At 61.3% G+C, this 19,004-nt stretch carries 16 protein-coding genes; 8 read left to right on the plus strand and 8 right to left on the minus strand.

Features of this window, described 5'->3' with window-relative positions; translation table 11 throughout:
- A partial coding sequence (locus SGJ19_02790; protein ID MDZ4779159.1) for a hypothetical protein occupies positions 1-286 on the minus strand: 286 nt, incomplete at its 3' end.
- A 393-nt stretch (positions 287-679) separates the two neighbouring features.
- Between SGJ19_02790 and SGJ19_02795 the strand changes: the two genes are divergently transcribed.
- A complete protein-coding gene (locus SGJ19_02795; GenBank protein ID MDZ4779160.1) occupies positions 680-1,237 on the plus strand; it encodes a transcription termination/antitermination NusG family protein in 558 nt (185 codons plus the stop codon).
- Positions 1,238-1,244: 7 nt separating this feature from the next.
- Here SGJ19_02795 and SGJ19_02800 read toward each other — a convergent pair whose 3' ends face one another.
- The 3 genes from SGJ19_02800 to SGJ19_02810 form a co-directional block, all read right to left on the minus strand.
- Positions 1,245-2,096 (minus strand): hypothetical protein, encoded by an 852-nt coding sequence (locus SGJ19_02800; protein MDZ4779161.1) that lies wholly within the window; start codon positions 2,094-2,096, stop codon positions 1,245-1,247.
- Positions 2,097-2,114: 18 nt separating this feature from the next.
- The gene (locus SGJ19_02805; protein MDZ4779162.1) at positions 2,115-3,197 is read right to left on the minus strand and encodes a polysaccharide biosynthesis/export family protein; all 1,083 of its coding nucleotides are present in this window, start codon (positions 3,195-3,197) and stop codon (positions 2,115-2,117) included.
- Positions 3,198-3,562: 365 nt separating this feature from the next.
- Positions 3,563-3,934 carry a hypothetical protein gene (locus tag SGJ19_02810; GenBank protein MDZ4779163.1) on the minus strand — a complete coding sequence of 124 codons (372 nt, stop codon included), beginning with the start codon at positions 3,932-3,934 and terminating at the stop codon, positions 3,563-3,565.
- Positions 3,935-4,385: 451 nt separating this feature from the next.
- Here SGJ19_02810 and SGJ19_02815 point away from each other — a divergent pair, with 451 nt between their 5' ends.
- The 5 genes from SGJ19_02815 to SGJ19_02835 all read left to right on the plus strand — a co-directional run bounded on the left by SGJ19_02815 (position 4,386) and on the right by SGJ19_02835 (position 13,023).
- Positions 4,386-5,303 carry an SgcJ/EcaC family oxidoreductase gene (locus tag SGJ19_02815; protein MDZ4779164.1) on the plus strand — a complete coding sequence of 306 codons (918 nt, stop codon included), beginning with the start codon at positions 4,386-4,388 and terminating at the stop codon, positions 5,301-5,303.
- A 373-nt stretch (positions 5,304-5,676) separates the two neighbouring features.
- A complete protein-coding gene (locus tag SGJ19_02820) occupies positions 5,677-7,104 on the plus strand; it encodes a mu-protocadherin- cell-suface protein (protein MDZ4779165.1) in 1,428 nt (475 codons plus the stop codon).
- Between the two features lie 43 nt (positions 7,105-7,147).
- Complete coding sequence (locus SGJ19_02825) at positions 7,148-9,532, plus strand: arylsulfatase (protein MDZ4779166.1); 2,385 nt, start codon at positions 7,148-7,150, stop codon at positions 9,530-9,532.
- A 62-nt stretch (positions 9,533-9,594) separates the two neighbouring features.
- Complete coding sequence (locus SGJ19_02830) at positions 9,595-10,611, plus strand: HAD family hydrolase (GenBank protein MDZ4779167.1); 1,017 nt, start codon at positions 9,595-9,597, stop codon at positions 10,609-10,611.
- Between the two features lie 21 nt (positions 10,612-10,632).
- On the plus strand, positions 10,633-13,023 hold the full coding sequence (locus SGJ19_02835) for an arylsulfatase (GenBank protein ID MDZ4779168.1): 2,391 nt from the start codon (positions 10,633-10,635) through the stop codon (positions 13,021-13,023).
- 304 nt (positions 13,024-13,327) lie between these two features.
- Here SGJ19_02835 and SGJ19_02840 read toward each other — a convergent pair whose 3' ends face one another.
- From SGJ19_02840 to fae, 3 genes are all read right to left on the minus strand, one after another.
- Positions 13,328-13,999 (minus strand): transposase, encoded by a 672-nt coding sequence (locus tag SGJ19_02840; protein MDZ4779169.1) that lies wholly within the window; start codon positions 13,997-13,999, stop codon positions 13,328-13,330.
- A 181-nt stretch (positions 14,000-14,180) separates the two neighbouring features.
- Positions 14,181-15,044 (minus strand): NAD(P)-dependent methylenetetrahydromethanopterin dehydrogenase, encoded by an 864-nt coding sequence (locus SGJ19_02845; GenBank protein MDZ4779170.1) that lies wholly within the window; start codon positions 15,042-15,044, stop codon positions 14,181-14,183.
- Between the two features lie 159 nt (positions 15,045-15,203).
- Positions 15,204-15,701: a formaldehyde-activating enzyme gene (fae, locus tag SGJ19_02850; protein ID MDZ4779171.1), complete on the minus strand. Its 498-nt coding sequence runs from the start codon at positions 15,699-15,701 to the stop codon at positions 15,204-15,206.
- A 376-nt stretch (positions 15,702-16,077) separates the two neighbouring features.
- Here fae and SGJ19_02855 point away from each other — a divergent pair, with 376 nt between their 5' ends.
- Both SGJ19_02855 and SGJ19_02860 read left to right on the plus strand, forming a co-directional pair.
- The gene (locus SGJ19_02855; GenBank protein ID MDZ4779172.1) at positions 16,078-16,500 is read left to right on the plus strand and encodes a CAP domain-containing protein; all 423 of its coding nucleotides are present in this window, start codon (positions 16,078-16,080) and stop codon (positions 16,498-16,500) included.
- 131 nt (positions 16,501-16,631) lie between these two features.
- Positions 16,632-18,302 carry a glycerol-3-phosphate dehydrogenase/oxidase gene (locus SGJ19_02860; GenBank protein MDZ4779173.1) on the plus strand — a complete coding sequence of 557 codons (1,671 nt, stop codon included), beginning with the start codon at positions 16,632-16,634 and terminating at the stop codon, positions 18,300-18,302.
- A gap of 234 nt (positions 18,303-18,536) precedes the next feature.
- Here SGJ19_02860 and SGJ19_02865 read toward each other — a convergent pair whose 3' ends face one another.
- Positions 18,537-19,001 (minus strand): flavin reductase family protein, encoded by a 465-nt coding sequence (locus SGJ19_02865; protein ID MDZ4779174.1) that lies wholly within the window; start codon positions 18,999-19,001, stop codon positions 18,537-18,539.
- Positions 19,002-19,004 lie beyond the last annotated feature (3 nt).

Consider the following 19,004-nt stretch of genomic DNA (forward strand, 5'->3'; position numbering starts at 1 on the left):
CGTCGCCGTCGCCGGTGAGACGTTGAGCGAAGCGGCCGCCGCGGAAATCGAGTCGGTTGTCTCCGAGAATGCGGATTTCACCTTGGACGCGGCCCGAACGCACCAAGAGCTTCGAAGTATCCCACAGATTGATTCCGCTAACGCCTACGGAAGAGTCCTGAGCGAAGTCAAGGGTCAACGTCGCATTGCCACGCACGTCGATCGTTTGATCCATCGGGATGTTGTTAGTACCAATGACGTAGTCGACCGGAACGTCGAGGGCCCAACAACGCGAGGCGACCGCCATTGCGCACAAGGTTGAGAGTGTTCGCGCGAACATGATCCGGGCCTCTTTGCCGGCGCTTTCGTCCGCTTCCGTGCCGCCGTGGGACGTCGCGCTATCACGAATCTATCCCGAAAGTAGTAAAACCACAATAATTAGGTTGCGACGCCTTCGGCGGATGGAGTTTTTTCCCATCGGCCCACACAACGCAGTCAACCTACGGCAACCACGCGGCTAAGAGGCGACCAATCGGTGACTTCTCGATTGGCACTGTTTCGTGGATGATGATTCGATTCATACTTCGCCAGGTCTCGGATAGTCTGATGCGTTGAGTGAAGCTAGTCTAAAGGTGGGGTGGCGCAGGATTGTAGGCTCGCCAGCTCGCCTGTTCGTAACATGGATGTAGGAGGGCTTGGCGTGCCGTTGCTTCCGCCGGAGAAGGACATCTATCCCGATGATCTGTTGTCCCCACGGGACCCAATGGGGGCCGCTCGCAATTGGTGGACCGTCTATACGCGCGTACGGCAGGAAAAGTCGCTGGCGCGTGAACTGTTTACCTGGAAAGTCCCCTTCTACTTGCCCCTGGTGAAGCAGACTCGCCTCTATCGTGGCCGCAAGCGCAGCTCCTTTCTGCCCCTCTTCACCAGCTACCTGTTCCTTCAGGCTACCGACGAGGAACGCGTCAAGGCTCTGGGCACAGACCGCGTGGCGCAGATCTTACCGGTACCAGACCCGGCGGGATTGCTGCGAGACCTTCGTCAGATTCAGCGCCTGATTTTGGCTGACGTGCCGCTGACGATCGAAAGCCGGCTGCAGCCCGGGACGCATGTGCGCGTGCGTAGCGGCGTATTGGCGGGAATTGAGGGCGTGGTCCAATCGCGCACCAAGCCGACACGTCTGGTCGTGCTCGTGAACTTGCTTCAGCAGGGCGTTTCGCTCGAAGTCGAGGACTTCCTGCTCGACTCCTTGGAATAGACGCCGTTCACTTCGTATCGGCGACAGGGAGTTGAACCTCCTCGTCCGACGCAGGTAACTCGTCGGCCTCGCGGAGCACGACTTCCGGGCTTGCCGGCCGGAGCCGGAATTGTACCGCGCCGTCGCCTTGCGTTGACGGTTGCGGCGTTTCCTCTAGCAGGGGTTCCGCCATGATTTCGAGCGGTCGCGGCGCCGCCGAAGCGTCCTCATGCCGCACTGGCCGAGGCGATTCGGAATTCTCCGTTTCTTGCTCATTCAATTCTCGCCACTTCGACTTGCGATCCGCGGCGATCAACGAAGCAAATCGGTCAGTCCAAGGACTGGGCGCCGCATCGAGCGAAAACGGGATTTCGATCGTTGGCGGCTCGACGGCGACCGTCGCCGAACCGGCGACGAGCTCGACCTCGGGGAGAATCGCTGGAGTTGCCGGAACGACGGCCGGCGTCGACGCCAACGGTCTCCGTGCAGGTCGCTTACTCATCCCTGGCTTGAGCGTGCGCGCTTCGGGGGCGTCGCCCTGCTCCGGAATATCAGCACCTTCTTCCTGCACTTCCGGCTGCGGCAGCTCCTGCGATGGCTCGCCATCGGGCAACTTCTCTCCTTGCTCAACGGACTTGTCGACATGACGGGACCAGCCGCTGTGGCGATACTCCTCGGGCCAAGAATCCCACGACGTGCGGTGAAATCCGTGGAGCGTGGTGTGCTCCTCGTACATAAAGTCCGGGTGCGTGACGCGATCCCAGGTGGCGCTGCGTTTCAAGCTGCACCCGCCCAGTAACATCGTCGCCAAACAGGCGGTCAGGGCGCAGCCCTGCCGCGTTAAGCGTCGCGCACCGAGTTTTGTCGACGTCACGTTCATCTTATGCCCATTCCGAGGTCAAAAGCCTGTGGCGCCGCCACGAGTTCCACGCGACTTGAAGAAGCGAATGCCCGACACAGTTTGCGTGCCGAGCGACACGAAACCGGCCACGCGTTCGAACGGCGAGATGATCTTGCTCACGACCGTGTCGACGGCGACCAGTGGATCCTCTGCGACGAATACGCGGTCACCCGGCATCAACTGGTAGTTCGTGCTCGACGAACCCAATTCAGTGACTGCGTTCCAGTCCACCGGCAAAATCAGGTGACCGCCTTCCACGTCCGGCGCGGGCCGGGAAATCCAGATGCGCTTCGAACTCACCGAGTCGAGCCCTTGAATCTCCGCGATGGCGTCGAGCACTGTCTCATTGCCGGTGATCGAGAACTTGAGCAGTTGGTCGCCCAGTCCGGCGCCTTGCGTATAGACGTAATAGAACTTGCTGTTGTAGGCGTAAATCTCGACGGAGACCTCGGGGCCTTCCAACTGCTTGGAAAGTTGCGTCTCGATGGCTGTTTTCGCTTCATCTTGGGTCAGGCCGGCGACAAACACCTTGCCATAAGTGCCCAGGCTGACTTTGCCATCCGGCCCGACGAGATGTTCGCCGGCGATCTGCTGTTGCCCGATGGTTTCGCCCAACTGCACGGTAACTACCGCTTGAGTGAGCGCTTTGCCAAGGTGCGTTTCAATCGCGGCGACAGCCTCGTCGAGCGTCATCCCCACGACTTTCACGGAGCCGTACGGCTGACCAAAGTTGATCACGCCGCCCGATTCCACCGCGAACATGCCGTCGATCGGATATTCCGGCAACGTTCCTTGCACCTGCACCAGCACAGTGTCCAAGGCATGCAGGTGATACGGGGGCTTCGGGATCACCTGGATCGCATCGATCAACAGGATGTCCGGCGGTTCGATTACATATTCGGGCAGAGCTGTCTTGGCGAGTTCGCGCGGCATCGACGCCGCCTTAATCGAATCCTTACCGTGAGCTGGCATTTGCTCGTCGAACCACGGCCGGTGCGGCCTATGAATCGTCATGCAGCCCGTGCAGAGGCTGAGCGTCAATAGCGCGATGATCGGCAAAGTGCTGCGTCCGTTCGGCATCAGCTCGGCTCCCCTGCGAGTGAAAACCGCCAGGCGGGCTGCCTTGGCGCCCTGAAGCGTCAAGTGCGGCATCGCGTCTGGCGCGGTGACGTCCTGATGGAACGCTCCCGCCTGGACTTCATCGGATTGCGCGGATCACAATCTTTGTGCCGACTAGTGAAAATTTTCCGGTTGTGCCGGTTGTCACGGCACGTCGAGTGCGCCTGGGGGGACTGCGCAATGTGGGCTGAAGCCGGCGTGATTAGGGTCGTCCGCCAAGATGAGGCGGAGCCATCGACTCGATCGGTCGATGGGGCGCTTTAGAAGGGCGCCCTTCGTAGTAGGCCGTTCAAGCGCTTGTCTGGGGCCAGAGCCGGCAGACGATCCTATTTCTTCCGGCTGAAGTAGTGGGAATAGTGCCGGAAATAGGAGACGTGTCCGGTGGTCGGCAGCGGTTGCTGCTGCCGCGCCTGTTCGGTCGCCAATTGAGACCGCAATTGCGTCAATTCAGACTGCTGAACTTGGTTCACCCGCTGTTGCTGGACCTGGGGACGCACGAGCGTCTGGTACGTCGGCAAATCCTCGGTGTCCTGGCGATAGAGGTTCAAATAGGGGCTGACCGTGGGACGTTGAATCCGGGCTCGGGCGGCATTGCCGCGGCTGCCGCCGCCCTGGGCATCGGCGGAATTAGCCATCGCCATAATTCCCAACGTCATGACGAGCAGGCAAGTCGGCCGGATCATTTTGAGCTGTTTCATCGTCATCGGCCCCCACTGCGGAACGTCGGAAAGGACGGTCGTCCGAAGTATTATATCGTCCCCGCGTGGCGGTGAATCTACAGAACCTCCGCTGACTTTCCCGGCGGCGATTTGTCGAGAATCGCTTCGGGTTGCCAGGGAAGACACGTTGCGAATTGGATCGCGGCCGCCGTTCGATCAACGACCGCCAATGGGTTGGCGTGGTCATTTGCGGGTAGCCGCACAGGCGATTCCTCGACCGACGGCATAAAGTATTACGGCGAGCCATGGGACGCGCGCTTCGTGGTGCGACAGCGCCGGCGCCACTTAATGGGCAGATAAAGGCGTATGTTTGATTGAGAACGCAAAACCCCGCCGCTAGAATAGCGGCGCAGCGGCCACGAGTCCGTGGACGTTCTCTTCGTTTTCCTTCGCTTGCTCCGCTCACCAGGCTTCCTTGGAGGCGATCGTCATGAACTCGTTCCGTGCGCTGGCACTGTCTTTTGTAGTCGTCGCGGTCGTCGCGGCGAATGCCGCGGCCAACGAAACCGAGGTACGCGCCGCGTTGACTGCCTATGTGGAGTCGTTCAACAGGCAAGACATCGCGGCAGTCGCGGCCGCTTGGACGGAACAGGCCTCCCACACGGATCGCGAAACGGGCGAACGCACGGAAGGTCGCGAAGCCATTCAATCGGACATCGCCGCGTCGTTCAAGGAACAGCCGAACGCTCATTTGGCCGGTCGCGTGGATCGCGTGCGGATGATTAAGCCGGACGTGGCCAGCGTGGAAGGCGAAACCACGTTCGGAGCCGGAGACGAAGCGCCCGTCGTCAATAACTTCGCGGCCATCCTCGTCAAGCAGGGCGACAAGTGGTTAATCGATTCCATCGAAGAACTGCCACTGCCCACGCCGGCGACGTCGACAGAAGCGCTGCAAGATCTGGAGTGGATGATCGGAAGTTGGCTCGACGACGGTGGCGAATCGCGCGTCACGACCCAAGTGCGCTGGACCGCGAGTAACGCGTTCCTGTTGCGATCGTTCACCATTGAATCGGCCGACGGCACGCAACAGGGTACGCAAGTCATCGGCTGGGATCCGCGCAGCCAAGAAATTCGCTCCTGGTCGTTTAATTCCGACGGCTCCTTCGGCGACGGCGTTTGGACTCAGAGCGGCGAAGATTGGTTGATCAAGTCGAGCCAGACCCTGTCCGACGGCCGCGCGGCGTCGGGCACTTATGTGTTGAAGCGCCTCGACGACAACACGATCACGCTGGAACTGATCGGCCATGAAATCGACGGCGAGCCGCAACCCGCGAAAGAAGCCGTGAAAATGGCGCGCGCACCAATGCTTGGCGCTCCAACGGCGCCGGCTGGTCTGCCCACCAAGTAACATTCAGGCAAGCCTTGGAGAATCACCGATGTTCGGTTCCATCAAACAACTTGCCGTGGGCTTGGCGATCTTGGTATTGCTTACCGGCGACGCCTCGGGGCGCGGTGGCGGCATGAAAGGTGGCGGAGGAGGAGGAGGAGCACGTGGAGGAGGCGGTGGTGGCGGCGCCGCGCGCGCCGCGGCAGCTCGACCTGCTTCCCGCCCCGCGGCACGCCCCAGTTCACCGCACATCGGCGGCAGTCGGCCCCCGCCACGGCCCAATGTCAGCCGCCCCAGCGCAAGTCGCCCGGCGGTTAGTCGACCATCAATGAATCGCCCGACGCCTGGCCGTCCGGCTTCGATCAATCGGCCGACGCCCAGTCGCCCGCCCGCGATGAATCGGCCCGCTGGCGGCATGAAGCCGTCGACACGACCCGCCCCGCGTCCGGGCGGTCCCTCGACGCTGCCTGGGGTGAATCGCCCCGGGGCTGGCAATCGTCCGGACTTTAATCGCCCCAATATGAATCGCCCGACGACGCGACCGAGCGTGCCGAATTTGGGCGGCGGCGGTGGCAATCGCCCGGGAGTTGACCGCCCGAATCGTCCCGGTGGCGAGTTACCGAATCGACCAAGCGTCGATCGCCCCAATCGCCCGGGAAATACGCGTCCGAATCTTCCTGGCGCTGGAAACCGTCCGTCGCCGGGAGATGTCGGCGACTTCCTCGGCATGGACAGGCCTGTGCGCCCGGATACGTTGCCAGGCATCGTGCGTCCCGGCGCGGGGGGCGGAGGAATTGCCCGCCCTGGTCTGCCGGGACCCAATCGTCCTGGCGCTGGCGGAGGAGGAATCGCCCGACCCGATCGGCCTAGCAACCGGCCGGGTTTTGATCGACCCATGCGTCCCGGCCAGAACGATCGCCCGATCAACATCGGTAACGTCAACATTGGGAACAACGTCGCCATCGGCAACCGCCCGTCGTGGGCGAACATCGATCGCAATCAAATCAACGCGATCGGCAATCGCTGGCAGAACCAGATCGGCGGCATCCGCAATTGGGGCGGGCGCTATCCCAACCGGCTGGGCTACTGGAACGGCTGGGGCAATGGCGTGCGAAATAATTGGGGCTATTGGCACAACCACGGCAGCTGGTTTGGCGCCAACTGGTGGAACGGCCATCATCATCCTTGGTGCGGTTGGCACTATGGTTATGGGTTCAATCGATATCCGTGGAGCTACTGGTGGCGCTATCCGGCGTACGGGGCGCTGGCCAATTGGTTCGCCTGGTCCGCGCCAGCCGATGTCTGGTCGGAGCCGGTCTACTACGACTACGGCCAGGACGGCAACGTCACCTACCAAGACAGCTCCGTTTACATCGGCGGCGAACAAGTTGCCACGAGCGATGAATTCGCGCAGAGCGCCATGGATCTTGCCACCGTGGCGCCGCCGACCGATGAAGCCGCGGCCGAAGCGGCCGAATGGCTGCCCCTGGGGACGTTCGCCATTTCGTCGAGCGACAAGGATGTCGATCCCACGCGCGTGATTCAGCTCGCAGTCGACAAGCAAGGCGTGATCTCCGGAACGCTGTTCAACACGCAGACTGACGAGGCCCAGTCCATTCAAGGGCAAGTCGACAAGAACACGCAACGCGTGGCCTTCCGGATTGGCGAGAGCCAGGACATCGTCGTCGAGACGGGAATCTACAACCTGACGCAAGAAGAAGCGCCGGCGCTGGTGCACTTCGGCGAAGACCGTGTGGAGAACTGGCTGCTGGTGCGAATGGAGAATCCGGAAGCGGACGCGGCGAGCGCTTCGAACCCTTGATGTGAATTCAAATAACGATCCCGAAGTAGCGAGATGCGCCACCATGCAGAAAAGAATTCGACACCTGTTCGTGGTTATTGCCGCAGGCGGTTGCTTGGGGTGGCTGGCTAGTGCGTATCAAACGACGCATGCTCAAGAAGCGGCGACTAAGCCGCCGGCCTCCACGTCGGTCGGCGACGTGCTGCCGCTGCCGCCGAAGCCGTTTCAAGGCACGATCAATCTGCGGGCGAAGGATTCCAAGTCCGACTTCCCGCAGCCGATTCAAGTGCCGGAAGGCGCGCCGAACATTCTGCTTGTCTTACTCGACGACGTCGGGTACGGAGCGACGAGCACGTTCGGCGGTCCGTGCAACACGCCGACGCTCACCAGACTCGCCGAGAAAGGATTGAAATACAACCACTTCCATACCACGGCGCTCTGCAGCCCGACGCGCGCGGCGCTCATCACCGGGCGGAATCATCACTCCGTGCATACGGCTGCGATCATGGAAGGCGCGACCGGTTTTCCCGGCTATGACTCGCTGATGCAGAAAGATACCGCGACCGTCGCAGAAGTGCTCAAGCAAGCCGGGTACGGCACCGCATGGTTTGGCAAAAACCACAACGTGCCAGATTGGCAAACGAGCCAGGCCGGCCCGTTTGATCTGTGGCCGACCGGACTCGGTTTTGATCACTTTTACGGCTTCGTCGGCGGCGACACGAATCAATGGCGGCCGGCGGTCACCGAGGGAACGAAACCGATCGATCCCTACATCGGCAAGCCGGACTATAACTTCGACTACGACATCGCCGACCAGGCTTCGAAATGGATCAAGATGCAGAAGACGGTCGCGCCGCAGAAGCCGTTCTTTTGCTATTACGCCCCCGGCGCCACGCACGCGCCGCATCATCCAAAGCCGGAATGGGTCGCGAAGTACAAAGGCAAATTCGATCAAGGCTGGGACAAGGTTCGCGAGGAAACTTTCGCGCGGCAGAAAAAGTTGGGCGTGATTCCGGCGGATGCGAAACTCACGCCGCGTGCCCCCGGCGTGCAAGCCTGGGACGCCTGCAGCCCGGAAGAGAAAAAGGTCTACGCGCGTTTCATGGAGGTCTACGCTGGATTCCTGGAGCAGACGGATCATAACGTCGGCCGCGTGCTGGAGACGATCGACGAACTCGGCCAGACGGAAAACACGCTGGTCATATATATCGCTGGCGACAATGGTGCGAGCGCCGAAGGAAGCTTGCAGGGATTGCTCAATGAAATGACCTTCTTCAACGGCGTGCCGGAGAATCTCAAAGACGTCCTCAAGCATGCCGACGATATCGGCACCTGGAAGTCGTACAACCACTATCCGGTCGGCTGGGCGAACGCGATGTGTACGCCCTTCCAATGGACCAAGCAGATCGCCAGCCATTACGGCGGCACCCGCAACGGCATGGTGGTCTCGTGGCCCAAGGGGATCGCGGCGAAGAACGAGCTACGCGCGCAGTGGCACCACTGCATCGACATCGTCCCCACGCTCTTGGACGTCGTGGGCTTGCAGCAGCCGGCCTCGGTGAACGGCGTCGCGCAGAAGCCGATCGAAGGCGTGAGCATGGCGTATACCTTCGCCGACGCCCAGGCGCCGAGCACGCGCACGACGCAGTACTTCGAGATGCTCGGCAACCAGGGGATTTATCACGACGGCTGGACCGCTTGCACGACGCCCATCGTGCCGCCTTGGAGCGCCGCCGCGACCGAGGCGGACGTGATCTCCGGCTACAATTGGGAACTTTACGCTCCGACGGACTTCTCGCAGTCCGAGAACCTCGCGGCGAAGATGCCGGACAAGTTGCTGGAATTACGGTTGCAGTTTTACACCGAGGCGGCCAAACATAGCGTGCTACCGCTCGATAGCAGCAAGACGTCGCGCCTCGACCCGGCCATCCGGCCGAGCCTGACGCGCGGCCGGAAGTCGTTCACGTTCTACGATGGGCAAAGCCGCATTCCCGAGGGCGCTAGCCCGGACATCAAGAACAAATCGTGGTCGGTCACGGCTGACGTTGACGTGAAGGCCAATTCGAACGGCATGCTGATCACGCAAGGCGGCCTGTTCAGCGGCTGGGCCTTGTACCTGGAACAGGGCAAGCCGGTGTTCCACTCCAACTTTGTCGACGTGGCCCACTATCAGGTCGCCGGCAAAGTCGCGCTCACTCCCGGCAAGCACACCATCATGATGGATTTCGCCTACGACGGAGGTGGCATCGGTAAAGGCGGCATGGCCACGCTCACCGTGGATGGCAAGGAAGTTGCCAAGGGCCGCGTGGAAAAAACCGTGCCGATCCGCATTTCGCTCGACGAAGGCCTCGACGTCGGCGAAGACACCGGCACGCCGGTGAGCCTCGACTACGACGTGCCGTTTAAGTTCACGGGTGAAATCGAGCACGTGACCATCGATTTGAAGTAAACCGCGACCATCCGTCCTTGCGTTCGCGAATACGCTCCAACACTGTAATAGGCGCTTTTAGCATGCATCTACTGCGTTCAAACTTCATCGCCGTTCTCGTTGCTTACACAGGAGTCTGGTTGCAACCGGCGCATACGTTCGCGCAATCACCCGCTGTTGTTCCGCTCCCTTCGTGGAATTCGGGCCCGGCCAAGACGGCGATTCTGGAATTCGTCCAGAAGACGACGACGGCAGGTTCGCCGGAGTTCGTTCCGCAAGACGAACGCATGGCCGTGTTCGATAACGACGGCACTCTGTGGCCAGAGAACCCGGTCCCGTTCGAAGTAGCCTTCGCGCTTGATACGGCCAAGGCCATGCTGGCGGGGAATCCGAAGCTCCAGGAGCAGCCGGCTTACAAAGCGCTGGCGAGCCATGACATTGCCGCGCTGACCGAGAACCACTTGAAGTTGCTCTTGCAATTGGTGATGGAGACGCATGCGGGCCGCACGACGACGGAGTTTGAGAGATCGGTCGCTGATTGGATCGCCACGGCCAAACATCCGCGATATGGCAAGCTTTATTCGGAATGCACGTACCAGCCCATGCAAGAAGTGCTGAAGTTGCTGCGTGCGCACGGCTACAAGACGTATATCGTCTCCGGCGGCGGGCAAGAGTTCATGAGGGTTTGGGCGCAACAGGTGTACGATGTTCCGCCGGAGCAAGTCATTGGATCGGTGCTCAAAACAAAGTATGATCTGATCAACGACCAGCCAACGTTGACGATCCTTCCCGAACTCGCCCTGAACGACGACAAAGCCGGCAAGCCGGTGGCCATTCACCATCTGATCGGCCGCACGCCGGTGATGTGTTTCGGCAACTCAGACGGCGATCAAGAAATGTTGCAGTTTACCACGATCGGTCGGCAACCAAGTTTCGGGCTGATCGTCCACCACACCGACGCCGTCCGCGAATATGCCTACGACGCCCAACCGAAAAGTTCCGGCAAGCTTATCGAGGCCTTGGCCGCGGCGCCAAAACGCGGTTGGATCGTCGTGGACATGCAACGCGACTGGAAGCGCATCTTCTCCTTCACTGAATAAACGTCTGGCGGAATCAGCTACATGAAACGCAACAGTGGGACATCCCTGGCGACGGTCATCGCCGTCGGCGCACTTGCCGGTTGGTTGACCGCAAACTGGCAATCGAACCGCGCGCACGCACAGGCGGTCAAGCAACAGGCCGCTTCCAGCGCAGTCACGCAACTGCCGCAGCCAGATCCGGCGTTTGAGGGCAAAATCGGCGACACGTACAAGGACTCGACGCCCAGCTACCCCGCGTCGGTCACTGCGCCCCAGGGCGCGCCGAACGTATTGCTGATTCTGTTGGACGACGTTGGCTTCGGCATGTGCTCGCCGTTTGGCGGTCCCGTGCCGACACCGCAAATGGAAAAGCTCGCCGCGAACGGGCTGAAATACACCCGCTTTCATACGACGGCGCTTTGTAGCCCGACGCGCGCCGCCCTCTTGGCCGGCCGCAATCATCACAGTTGCGGGACCGGCGTGATCATCGAGATGGGGACGGGTTACCCCGGCTATACGGGGATTATTCCGCGCAGTACCGCGCTCATCTCGGAAATGCTGCGCGACAATGGCTATGCCACGGGAATGTTCGGCAAATGGCACAACACTCCCGAGCCGAATATCAGCCCGGCCGGCCCATTCGATCGCTGGCCGACGGGTCTCGGGTTCGATTACTTCTACGGCTTCAATCAGGGCGAGACGAATCAGTATTACCCGGTGATTTACCGCAATACGACGTGGACGCCGCAGCCGAAGTCGCCGGAGCAGGGGTATCACTTCACGGCCGACATGACCGATGAAGCGATCGCCTGGACGCGCAACGTCCGCGCGGCCGATCGTGCCAAACCTTGGTTTGTGTACTTCAGTACTTCGGGCGTGCATGCTCCCCATCACGCGCCGCAGGACTATCGGGAAAAATACCGCGGCAAATTCGACCACGGCTGGGACAAGCAGCGCGAATTGACGCACACCAGGCAATTGGAAATGGGCGTCATCCCTTCCGGCACGAAGCTGACGCCACGGCCGGAAGGTATTCCGTCCTGGGAGAGCCGCTCGGCGGATGAGAAGCAAGTCTACACGCGACTGATGGAGAATTACGCGGCGTACATGGAGTACACCGATTTCGAGGTCGGCCGCCTGATTGACAGTCTGGCGGCGTCAGGGGAACTCGATAACACGCTGGTGATGTACGTCGTCGGCGACAACGGCGCAAGTGCTGAAGGCGGCTTGGAAGGCACGTTCAGCGAAATCGCGAGTTTGATCGGAGTGCAGCTTGGTCTGGAAAGCACGATCAAACGACGAGACGAGATCGGCGGCCCGCGCAGCGAGCCCCATGTTCCAGTTGGTTGGGCGTGGGCCATGGACGCGCCGTTTCAATGGACCAAGCAAGTGGCGTCGCACTTCGGCGGCACGCGCAACCCGATGATTGTTCATTGGCCCCAGGGCATCAAGTCCAAAGGAGAAGTGCGCACGCAATTTCATCACGTGATTGACGTCGTGCCGACAATTCTGGAGGCCTGCAAGGTTACGGAGCCGAAAACCGTAAACGGCATCGTGCAGAAGCCGATCGAAGGGACGTCGATGGTTTACACGTTCGACGACGCCCAGGCGACAGGACGGCGCACAACCCAGTATTTCGAACTCGCCACCAACCGCGCGATCTACCACGACGGCTGGGTCGCGTGCAGCCACTTTGGCCTACCTTGGGAGACGCTTGGCAAGGGAGACGACTTCGTCAACGCGGCGTGGGAGTTGTACCACGTGGACGAAGATTTCAGCGAAGGCGTCGATCTGGCCTCGCAGCAGCCGGCGAAATTGAAGGAATTGCAAAGCAAGTTCCTCGAGGAAGCGAAAAAATACGGCGTGTTCCCGCTCGATCCCCGCTTTAGCGAGCGCATGGATCCCAAGTTGCGCATCTCTGGCGAGCCGCCGGCAAGCTGGGAGTATTTTGGCGACGACGTCTGGCTGCCGGAGCCGATTGGCCCGCAGCTCTTCCCGCGCTCGCATACGATGACCGCGACGCTCGATATCCCGGCCGGAGGCGCGGAAGGCGTCGTAGCGTGCGCCGGCGCATTCTCCGCGGGGTGGTCACTCTACATCAAAGACCAGAGGCCGATGTTCCGATATCAAGCCTTCGAATTGGCCGACGTCGACATTGCCGGCACGGCGCAGATTCCGGCAGGAAAAGTCGTGATCAAAACAGAATTCACGCCCGATCCCAAGTCGAAAACCGGCGGCGGCACGCTCAAGCTGTTCGTGAACGATCAGCCAGCCGGCGAAGGGGAACTCGCACGCACTTTTTTTCGGCACGGGCTGGAACCATTTGAAGTCGGACGCGACTCGATTACGCCCGTCGCACCGGCCTACAAGGATCAAGGAACGTTCGAATTCACCGGCAAGATTGAGTCGGTTCGCTTCGAGCTGACGAAGTAAGCATCTCACACAAGCCCGTAGCGCCAGCAAGGAACGAAAGCTGGTGATAATCCAATCGAAGACGCCCGACAGAACGCATCCTTACAATCGAATGCCGTTTTGGCGAAACGGACGATCAGCCCGGCGTTCACTTCAAGCGATCAGAAACGTCGACTCCCCCTTGCTGGCGCTTAGCGCTCGCAGGCCGCTGAAGAACTCCGCAAACGAGGCGTTTGTTCTCTTTTTGCGAGCTGGCTTTTGCTTGAGCTGGGCGGGTTGCCGGCAGGATCGCGGTGGTCAGTGGCGCTGTTCGCCCGACGGGCTTTCAGGCAACGGGCGCCGGGCGTCTCATGCTGACCAGGTTGAACGCTGCCGCCGACACGTCCAGCAGTTGCCGCAGTTTCCAGCGACCGACCACGCGACTGCGATCCATGCCTGCCACTGATTTCAGCCAGCCGAAACATTCCTCAATCTTCTTGCGGCACTTCTGACTCAGCGAAGTTCCCTCGGTCTTCATGCGTCGCTTCAAGCATCGCTTCATGCGACGACGCGCACGAATGCCAGGGGGCCGCTTCGGATGTCGCACCGTCTTCAACTTCGCCGGTTCGCGCACCAAGGGGGTGTGCGGTTCGATCGGGCGATCTTCCCACTCCTGGAAAAACTCGCCGTCATCGCATCCCGTATCAGCGCCCATCGTCGTGGGAACGCGTTGGTGTTTCGTTTTTAGATCATCGAGCATGTCCGTCGCGGCCTGGCGTTCGGTCTCGCCGTTGGCTTCCGTCACCGCGATCGTCACGATCAGGCGCTGGCGAAGCTCGCGATGAGCGTACTCCTGGCGGCTGAAAATAGCCAAGGCATATTCTAAAATGTCCCGCTCCCGTTCCAACTCCTGAATGCGGGCCTCCAGCGAGGTGGCCACCGGCCCGCTACGCTTCAACTGCTCGCGCTTCCAGCGATACAACTGGTTCGTGCCGGCCAAGCCCAGCCGCTCAGCCAACTACCGGCGATGCTCGCCACGAACACCGCCGCCATCCGATCGCTCCTGCCTGACCTCTGGGCCCTCAACACATCCACGCCTCGCGCGATCAAGTACGACAAAACGCCACCAGCCGCCGCCGTCGCACCCACGCAAACCGCCGCGCCGAAATGGCGGTGCGTCAACGGTTACATAAAACCTCTCACCCGAGCGCTTTTCCAAGCTCGTAAATCTCCACGGCATCGAGCACCAGATCGTTTTGCTCGAACAGCCGTTTCACGGCGGCCTTGTGGATTTTCATCTTCGCCCCGCCGACGCCGATGGCGCCATAGCAGATGCGCCCTTCGCGTTCTTTGCCTTTGTCCATGACGTCGATGCCGGCCAGACCGGCCGGAGGCACAGCGTTCAAATCCACGGCGACCTTCAGATCGCGCGCTTGCGTCAACGCGTGCGCGGATGCAAGTTCTACGCCCGCGGCGCCGGCCGCGATGACCACTGCAACGCCGTCGAACGCCGCCGCAGTCTCCTCGGCTTTGCCCGCGGCCACCGCCGTCAACTTCGCATTCGGTTCCTGCGCACGAATCGCCGCGCAGACTTGTTCCGCCCGAGCGACATCGCGTGAGGCGACTCGGACCGTAGCGCCTTGTCGCGCCAACAATCGGACTGCCCGCTGACCGACTGGGCCTGTGGCGGCGAGCACCAGTGCCGTCACGCCTGAGAGCGCGATGTACTTTTCCACCGCCAATACCGCTGCGACCGCGGTGGTGTTGGCGCCGCCGGAATCGATCATCGCGGAGACCCGCATCGGTCCGAAAAACGCCTTCTTGACGGCCTTCAGTACGGCTTCACCGCTGCGCACGTCGGAACCGCCAATGAAGAGCGCCGTCCGCGCCAAATCCTCTCCGCCTCGGGTAAAGATGGCCCCATACACGCGATCGCGCACGTTCTCCGGCGTGATCCCATGATGCCGCAACAGATGCTCCGCGCCGGCGTCAATCGCCACGACGCTATCAAACACGCTCGGCTGGTCGTCCGTATCCAGTTGAATGAGGATGGAAGGCTTCATCGCAGACGATTCCCGACGAAATCGGATGGTGCGAAAAATAGATTTCGAAACTCGCAACCAAAATGAGCAACGCCGACCAGTTTGGTCGGCGTCGCGTAAAACTCAATTCTCCCCAATCCTCTCCGCGCCTCAGCGACTCCGCGGTTCAAGGAAATAAGTCTAAAACCCGCGGAACGGATGCGCGGCTTTGTCCTTGCCGGCGAGCATTTCATCCACAGTGGGCTTGCCGCCCATGGCGTTGATGATCGACTGCTTCGTCGCGGCGTAGTTGTATTCGTAAATCTTCTTGTCGTCCGCGGCCTGCCAATGGATGAACACGCCGCACACGATGACGAGATCTTCCGCTTCGCTCTTCTTGATGACACCTTCGGCCACCGCATCGGCGACCGCCTTGGCAACCGCGGCTTGCGCCGGGCCGAACATCTGCACCGCCTGCCGCGCGTCCTTGATCGTCACCTTGGTGATCATCACCGTCGACGGCTTGACCGGCAAATTCGGCTCCAAAACGGCCAGCAAGTTGCTGTGACCTTTGCTCTGCCGCGCCAATGCGTTGGCGAACGCCACGCCCACGGGTCCGTCCTTGCTGCCGATCAGCAAGTCGATATGCGCGATCTCGTTTCCTTCCCCGACCAAGGCTTCCCCGACGAACATCGACACGGCAGTTCTCCCTATACAATGCGATTTTTGTTGCGCGATTTTCTCCACGGACCATTGGCAGGGCGTACTAGACACCGCGTGCGCGACCGCCGTGGGGCAAGTGTTTTGACCGGCTCAAGGTAGCAAACGGGGGGCAAGTTGCAAGCACCCCCACCAGGACGGCCCGAAGTTGCCCGGTCGGGCCACTTGAACGAAAAATCTCACCAGTTATGCTGGCCAACCTAACCGGAACACTCACCGCAACCAGCAAAGTCGCGAATGCGACCTAGCCATCCCCGCGGTGAGTCCCTGGCGACGCCTTGATGGAAGCGGTCGGCGCCGCCTGTTTTGCGGCCGACTGAGCGTCGCCACCCATGTCCCCCTTGGAGGAATCTGCATGTTGGCATCGCTGTTTGTCGTCGCTGCGCTCTCGGCCGCCCCTGAAGCCCAGCCGAATCCCGAGGTCAAGCCGAAAGTTGAAGCCGCCGAGCTGCACGCCATCGAGAAACGCATTCTGCAAGAGACCAACCGCGTGCGCCGCCGCCACGGTCTGCGTCCCTTGCGACTCGACGGCGGCCTGTTGAGCAGCGCTCGACGACACACCAGTTGGATGACGCGACGTCGCTCCTTGCAGCACACGTCGGCCCCGGTCGCGGAGAACATCGCTATGGGCCAGCACACCGCGCCGCAAGTGTTGAACGACTGGATGAACTCGCCCGGCCACCGCGCGAATATCCTCAACGCCAGCTACACGAAGATTGGCGTCTCGGCCTATCAGACAAACAGCGGCACGGTGTATTGGTGTCAGCAGTTCGACTAAACAAGTTTGAAGTTTTCAGTGTTCAGTTTTCAGTGAGGAACGCGGGCGTTCGCGAACTGGTTGCCTGATTGACGCACATCGTCCATCATGCAGCGTTCCGACTTCCGCGTTCCTCGCTTCGCGTTTTCCTCATGTCTCCCGTCGTGATTCTTGGCGCCGGCATTAATGGCGCGGCGCTCGCGCGGGAGTTGGCGCTGAACGGTGTGGACGTGGTCGTCCTCGACGCGGCCGATCTGGCCTCCGGGGCTACGGCCTATTCCTCGCGCCTCATTCACGGCGGCCTGCGTTATCTGGAATACGGCGAATTCGACCTCGTGCGCGAATCGCTCGCCGAACGCACGCGGCTCTTGAAACTCGCGCCGCAATTCGTCAAGCCATTGCGGCTGTTCATTCCCGTCGCGCATCGCTGGGGCGGACTGGGGCCGACGATGCGCCGCTTTCTCGGTTGGGAAACCAAGGCCGATCGCCGGCGCAACGTCCCGCGCGGGCTGTGGCTCGTGCGGCTGGGCCTGCGTTTGTACGACGCCTACGCGCGCGATCCCTCGTTGCCGGGCTACGAAGTTCATCCAGCGACAACATCGTCTGTCCCCGGCGTGAATCGCCAAGACTACCGTTGGTTCTGCGCGTATTGGGACGCCCAGATTCGCTACCCGGAGCGATTCGTCGTTTCGCTCTTCATCGACGCCCAACGCGCCGCGGCGGAACGCGGCGCGTCATTCGAGCTATTGACCTATCATCACGTGCGGCGCGATGGCGATTCGTTGATCGTCCGTCCGCATGATGGATCAACTGCGTCGGGGCGAATGATTCGTCCCAGCGCCGTGATCAACGCGACCGGCGCTTGGGTTGATCTGACGTTAGGACAAATCGAAACGCCCGCGCGAAAACTGATGGGCGGCACGAAGGGCAGTCACTTAGTCACGCACAGCGCGCCTCTGCGCGAGGCCCTACGTGGCGACGCCATTTACGCCGAAGCCGCCGACGGTCGGCCGGTCTTCGTATTGCCGCTCGGGGACTCGACGCTCATCGGCACCACCGACGAGCGCTACGAGGGAGATCCGCGCGACGCGACCGCCTCGCCGGAAGAAGTGCGCTACCTGCTCGAAACGGTCAATCGACTGGTGCCTGAAGCGAAGCTCACCGAGCCCGACATCGCCTTCCACTACAGCGGCGTACGCCCATTGCCGGCGGTCGACACCTCGAAAACGTCGGCGATTACGCGTCGGCACTGGCTCGAAGAACACGCCGGCGCGCCGTGGCCGCTGTATTCGGTGATCGGCGGGAAACTCACCACTTGCCGCTCTCTCGCGGAAGGCGCGGCGCGCACCATCGTGAACAAGCTTGGCAGCGAACCGAAAGAGAACTCGTCGAACCGCCCGCTGCCCGGCGCGCAGTATTATCCGGCGGACGCGCCATCACAAACGGCTCAATTCGCGCGCTGGACCAAGGATTCGCAACTCAGCGCCGAGCAAATCGCCGAGATCTGGCCGCTCGTCGGGATGGAAATCGAACGCTTTCTCCGCGAGCGACCTGCTGGGGATCACACATCCCTCCCCGGCACATCGCTCCCCGTGGAGTTCATCCATTGGGTGATCGACCAAGAATGGGTCGCAACCCTCAGCGACCTGATCGAGCGAAGATTGATGCTGCTGCATCAACCACAATTGAGCGCGTCCACGATTCATGCGCTCGCGGAAATCCTGGCGCATCATCGGCCGCTCGATTCAATCCTAATCGCAGCGCAGGTCGCCGCCACCGCGAACCAACTGCGCACCCGCTACGGCCTCGAACTAAAACCGTAGCGCCCGCCAAGACCAGCTGTTGTGGCACGGTCTCCCGACCGTGCCACGGCGGAACTATTGGCGCCTGAGCGGGAGACCTTCGGTCGGGCTGGTGACACGGTCGGGAGACCGTGCCACAACTTGGATTCCACCCACAACTCGCGCCCGGCCCGCCCTACCGCGACTCCCACTCACTTCTCCCGCCTCTCTCCCCTTCCGCGTCTCAGCGCCTCTGCGGTTCAAATCGAAGGCGCATCAATACTTCAACCCGTTCGCCCGCACATGGACCAGCGGTTCTCCTTCGCGGTGCCGTCGACCACCGACGATTTCTCCGAGTACGATGCGATGGTCGCCGCTCGAAATATCGCCCTTCACCACGCATTCCAAATGTCCCAGCACGTCGGCCAGCACGGGCACGTCGCGCGTTGAGCGTTCGATCTCCAGTCCCGTGAACGCCGGCTCGCCCGGCGCGAAGCCCCGGCCAAAGTGACTCAACAATCGGCGTTGATCGCCCGCTAGTACGTTCACCACGAAGGGCGATTCAGGCGTCAGCCATTCGGCAACATATCGGGCCTGGTTAACGGCCACGGTCAGCATGGGCGGCTCGATCCCGGCCTGCATGACCCAACTGGCGAGCATGCCGGTCTCTTGGTCGCCTTGCCGCGCCGTCACGATGAACAGGCCGCTTGGGATTTGGCCGAGGATGGGAGCGATATCCATGAG

The sequence above is a fragment of the Planctomycetia bacterium genome (genome assembly GCA_034440135.1).
GTDB lineage: Bacteria > Planctomycetota > Planctomycetia > Pirellulales > JALHLM01 > JALHLM01.

Excerpts from the sequence above, each read along its gene's own strand:
- SGJ19_02835 (MDZ4779168.1), top strand. The coding sequence starts at position 10,633 with ATGAAACGCAACAGTGGGACATCCCTGGCGACGGTCATCGCCGTCGGC.
- SGJ19_02860 (MDZ4779173.1), top strand. The coding sequence starts at position 16,632 with ATGTCTCCCGTCGTGATTCTTGGCGCCGGCATTAATGGCGCGGCGCTC.
- SGJ19_02845 (MDZ4779170.1), bottom strand. The coding sequence starts at position 15,044 with ATGAAGCCTTCCATCCTCATTCAACTGGATACGGACGACCAGCCGAGC.
- SGJ19_02805 (MDZ4779162.1), bottom strand. The coding sequence starts at position 3,197 with ATGCCGAACGGACGCAGCACTTTGCCGATCATCGCGCTATTGACGCTC.
- SGJ19_02865 (MDZ4779174.1), bottom strand. The coding sequence starts at position 19,001 with ATGGATATCGCTCCCATCCTCGGCCAAATCCCAAGCGGCCTGTTCATC.
- SGJ19_02800 (MDZ4779161.1), bottom strand. The coding sequence starts at position 2,096 with ATGAACGTGACGTCGACAAAACTCGGTGCGCGACGCTTAACGCGGCAG.
- SGJ19_02855 (MDZ4779172.1), top strand. The coding sequence starts at position 16,078 with ATGTTGGCATCGCTGTTTGTCGTCGCTGCGCTCTCGGCCGCCCCTGAA.
- SGJ19_02820 (MDZ4779165.1), top strand. The coding sequence starts at position 5,677 with ATGAATCGGCCCGCTGGCGGCATGAAGCCGTCGACACGACCCGCCCCG.
- SGJ19_02830 (MDZ4779167.1), top strand. The coding sequence starts at position 9,595 with ATGCATCTACTGCGTTCAAACTTCATCGCCGTTCTCGTTGCTTACACA.
- SGJ19_02815 (MDZ4779164.1), top strand. The coding sequence starts at position 4,386 with ATGAACTCGTTCCGTGCGCTGGCACTGTCTTTTGTAGTCGTCGCGGTC.
- SGJ19_02825 (MDZ4779166.1), top strand. The coding sequence starts at position 7,148 with ATGCAGAAAAGAATTCGACACCTGTTCGTGGTTATTGCCGCAGGCGGT.
- SGJ19_02810 (MDZ4779163.1), bottom strand. The coding sequence starts at position 3,934 with ATGAAACAGCTCAAAATGATCCGGCCGACTTGCCTGCTCGTCATGACG.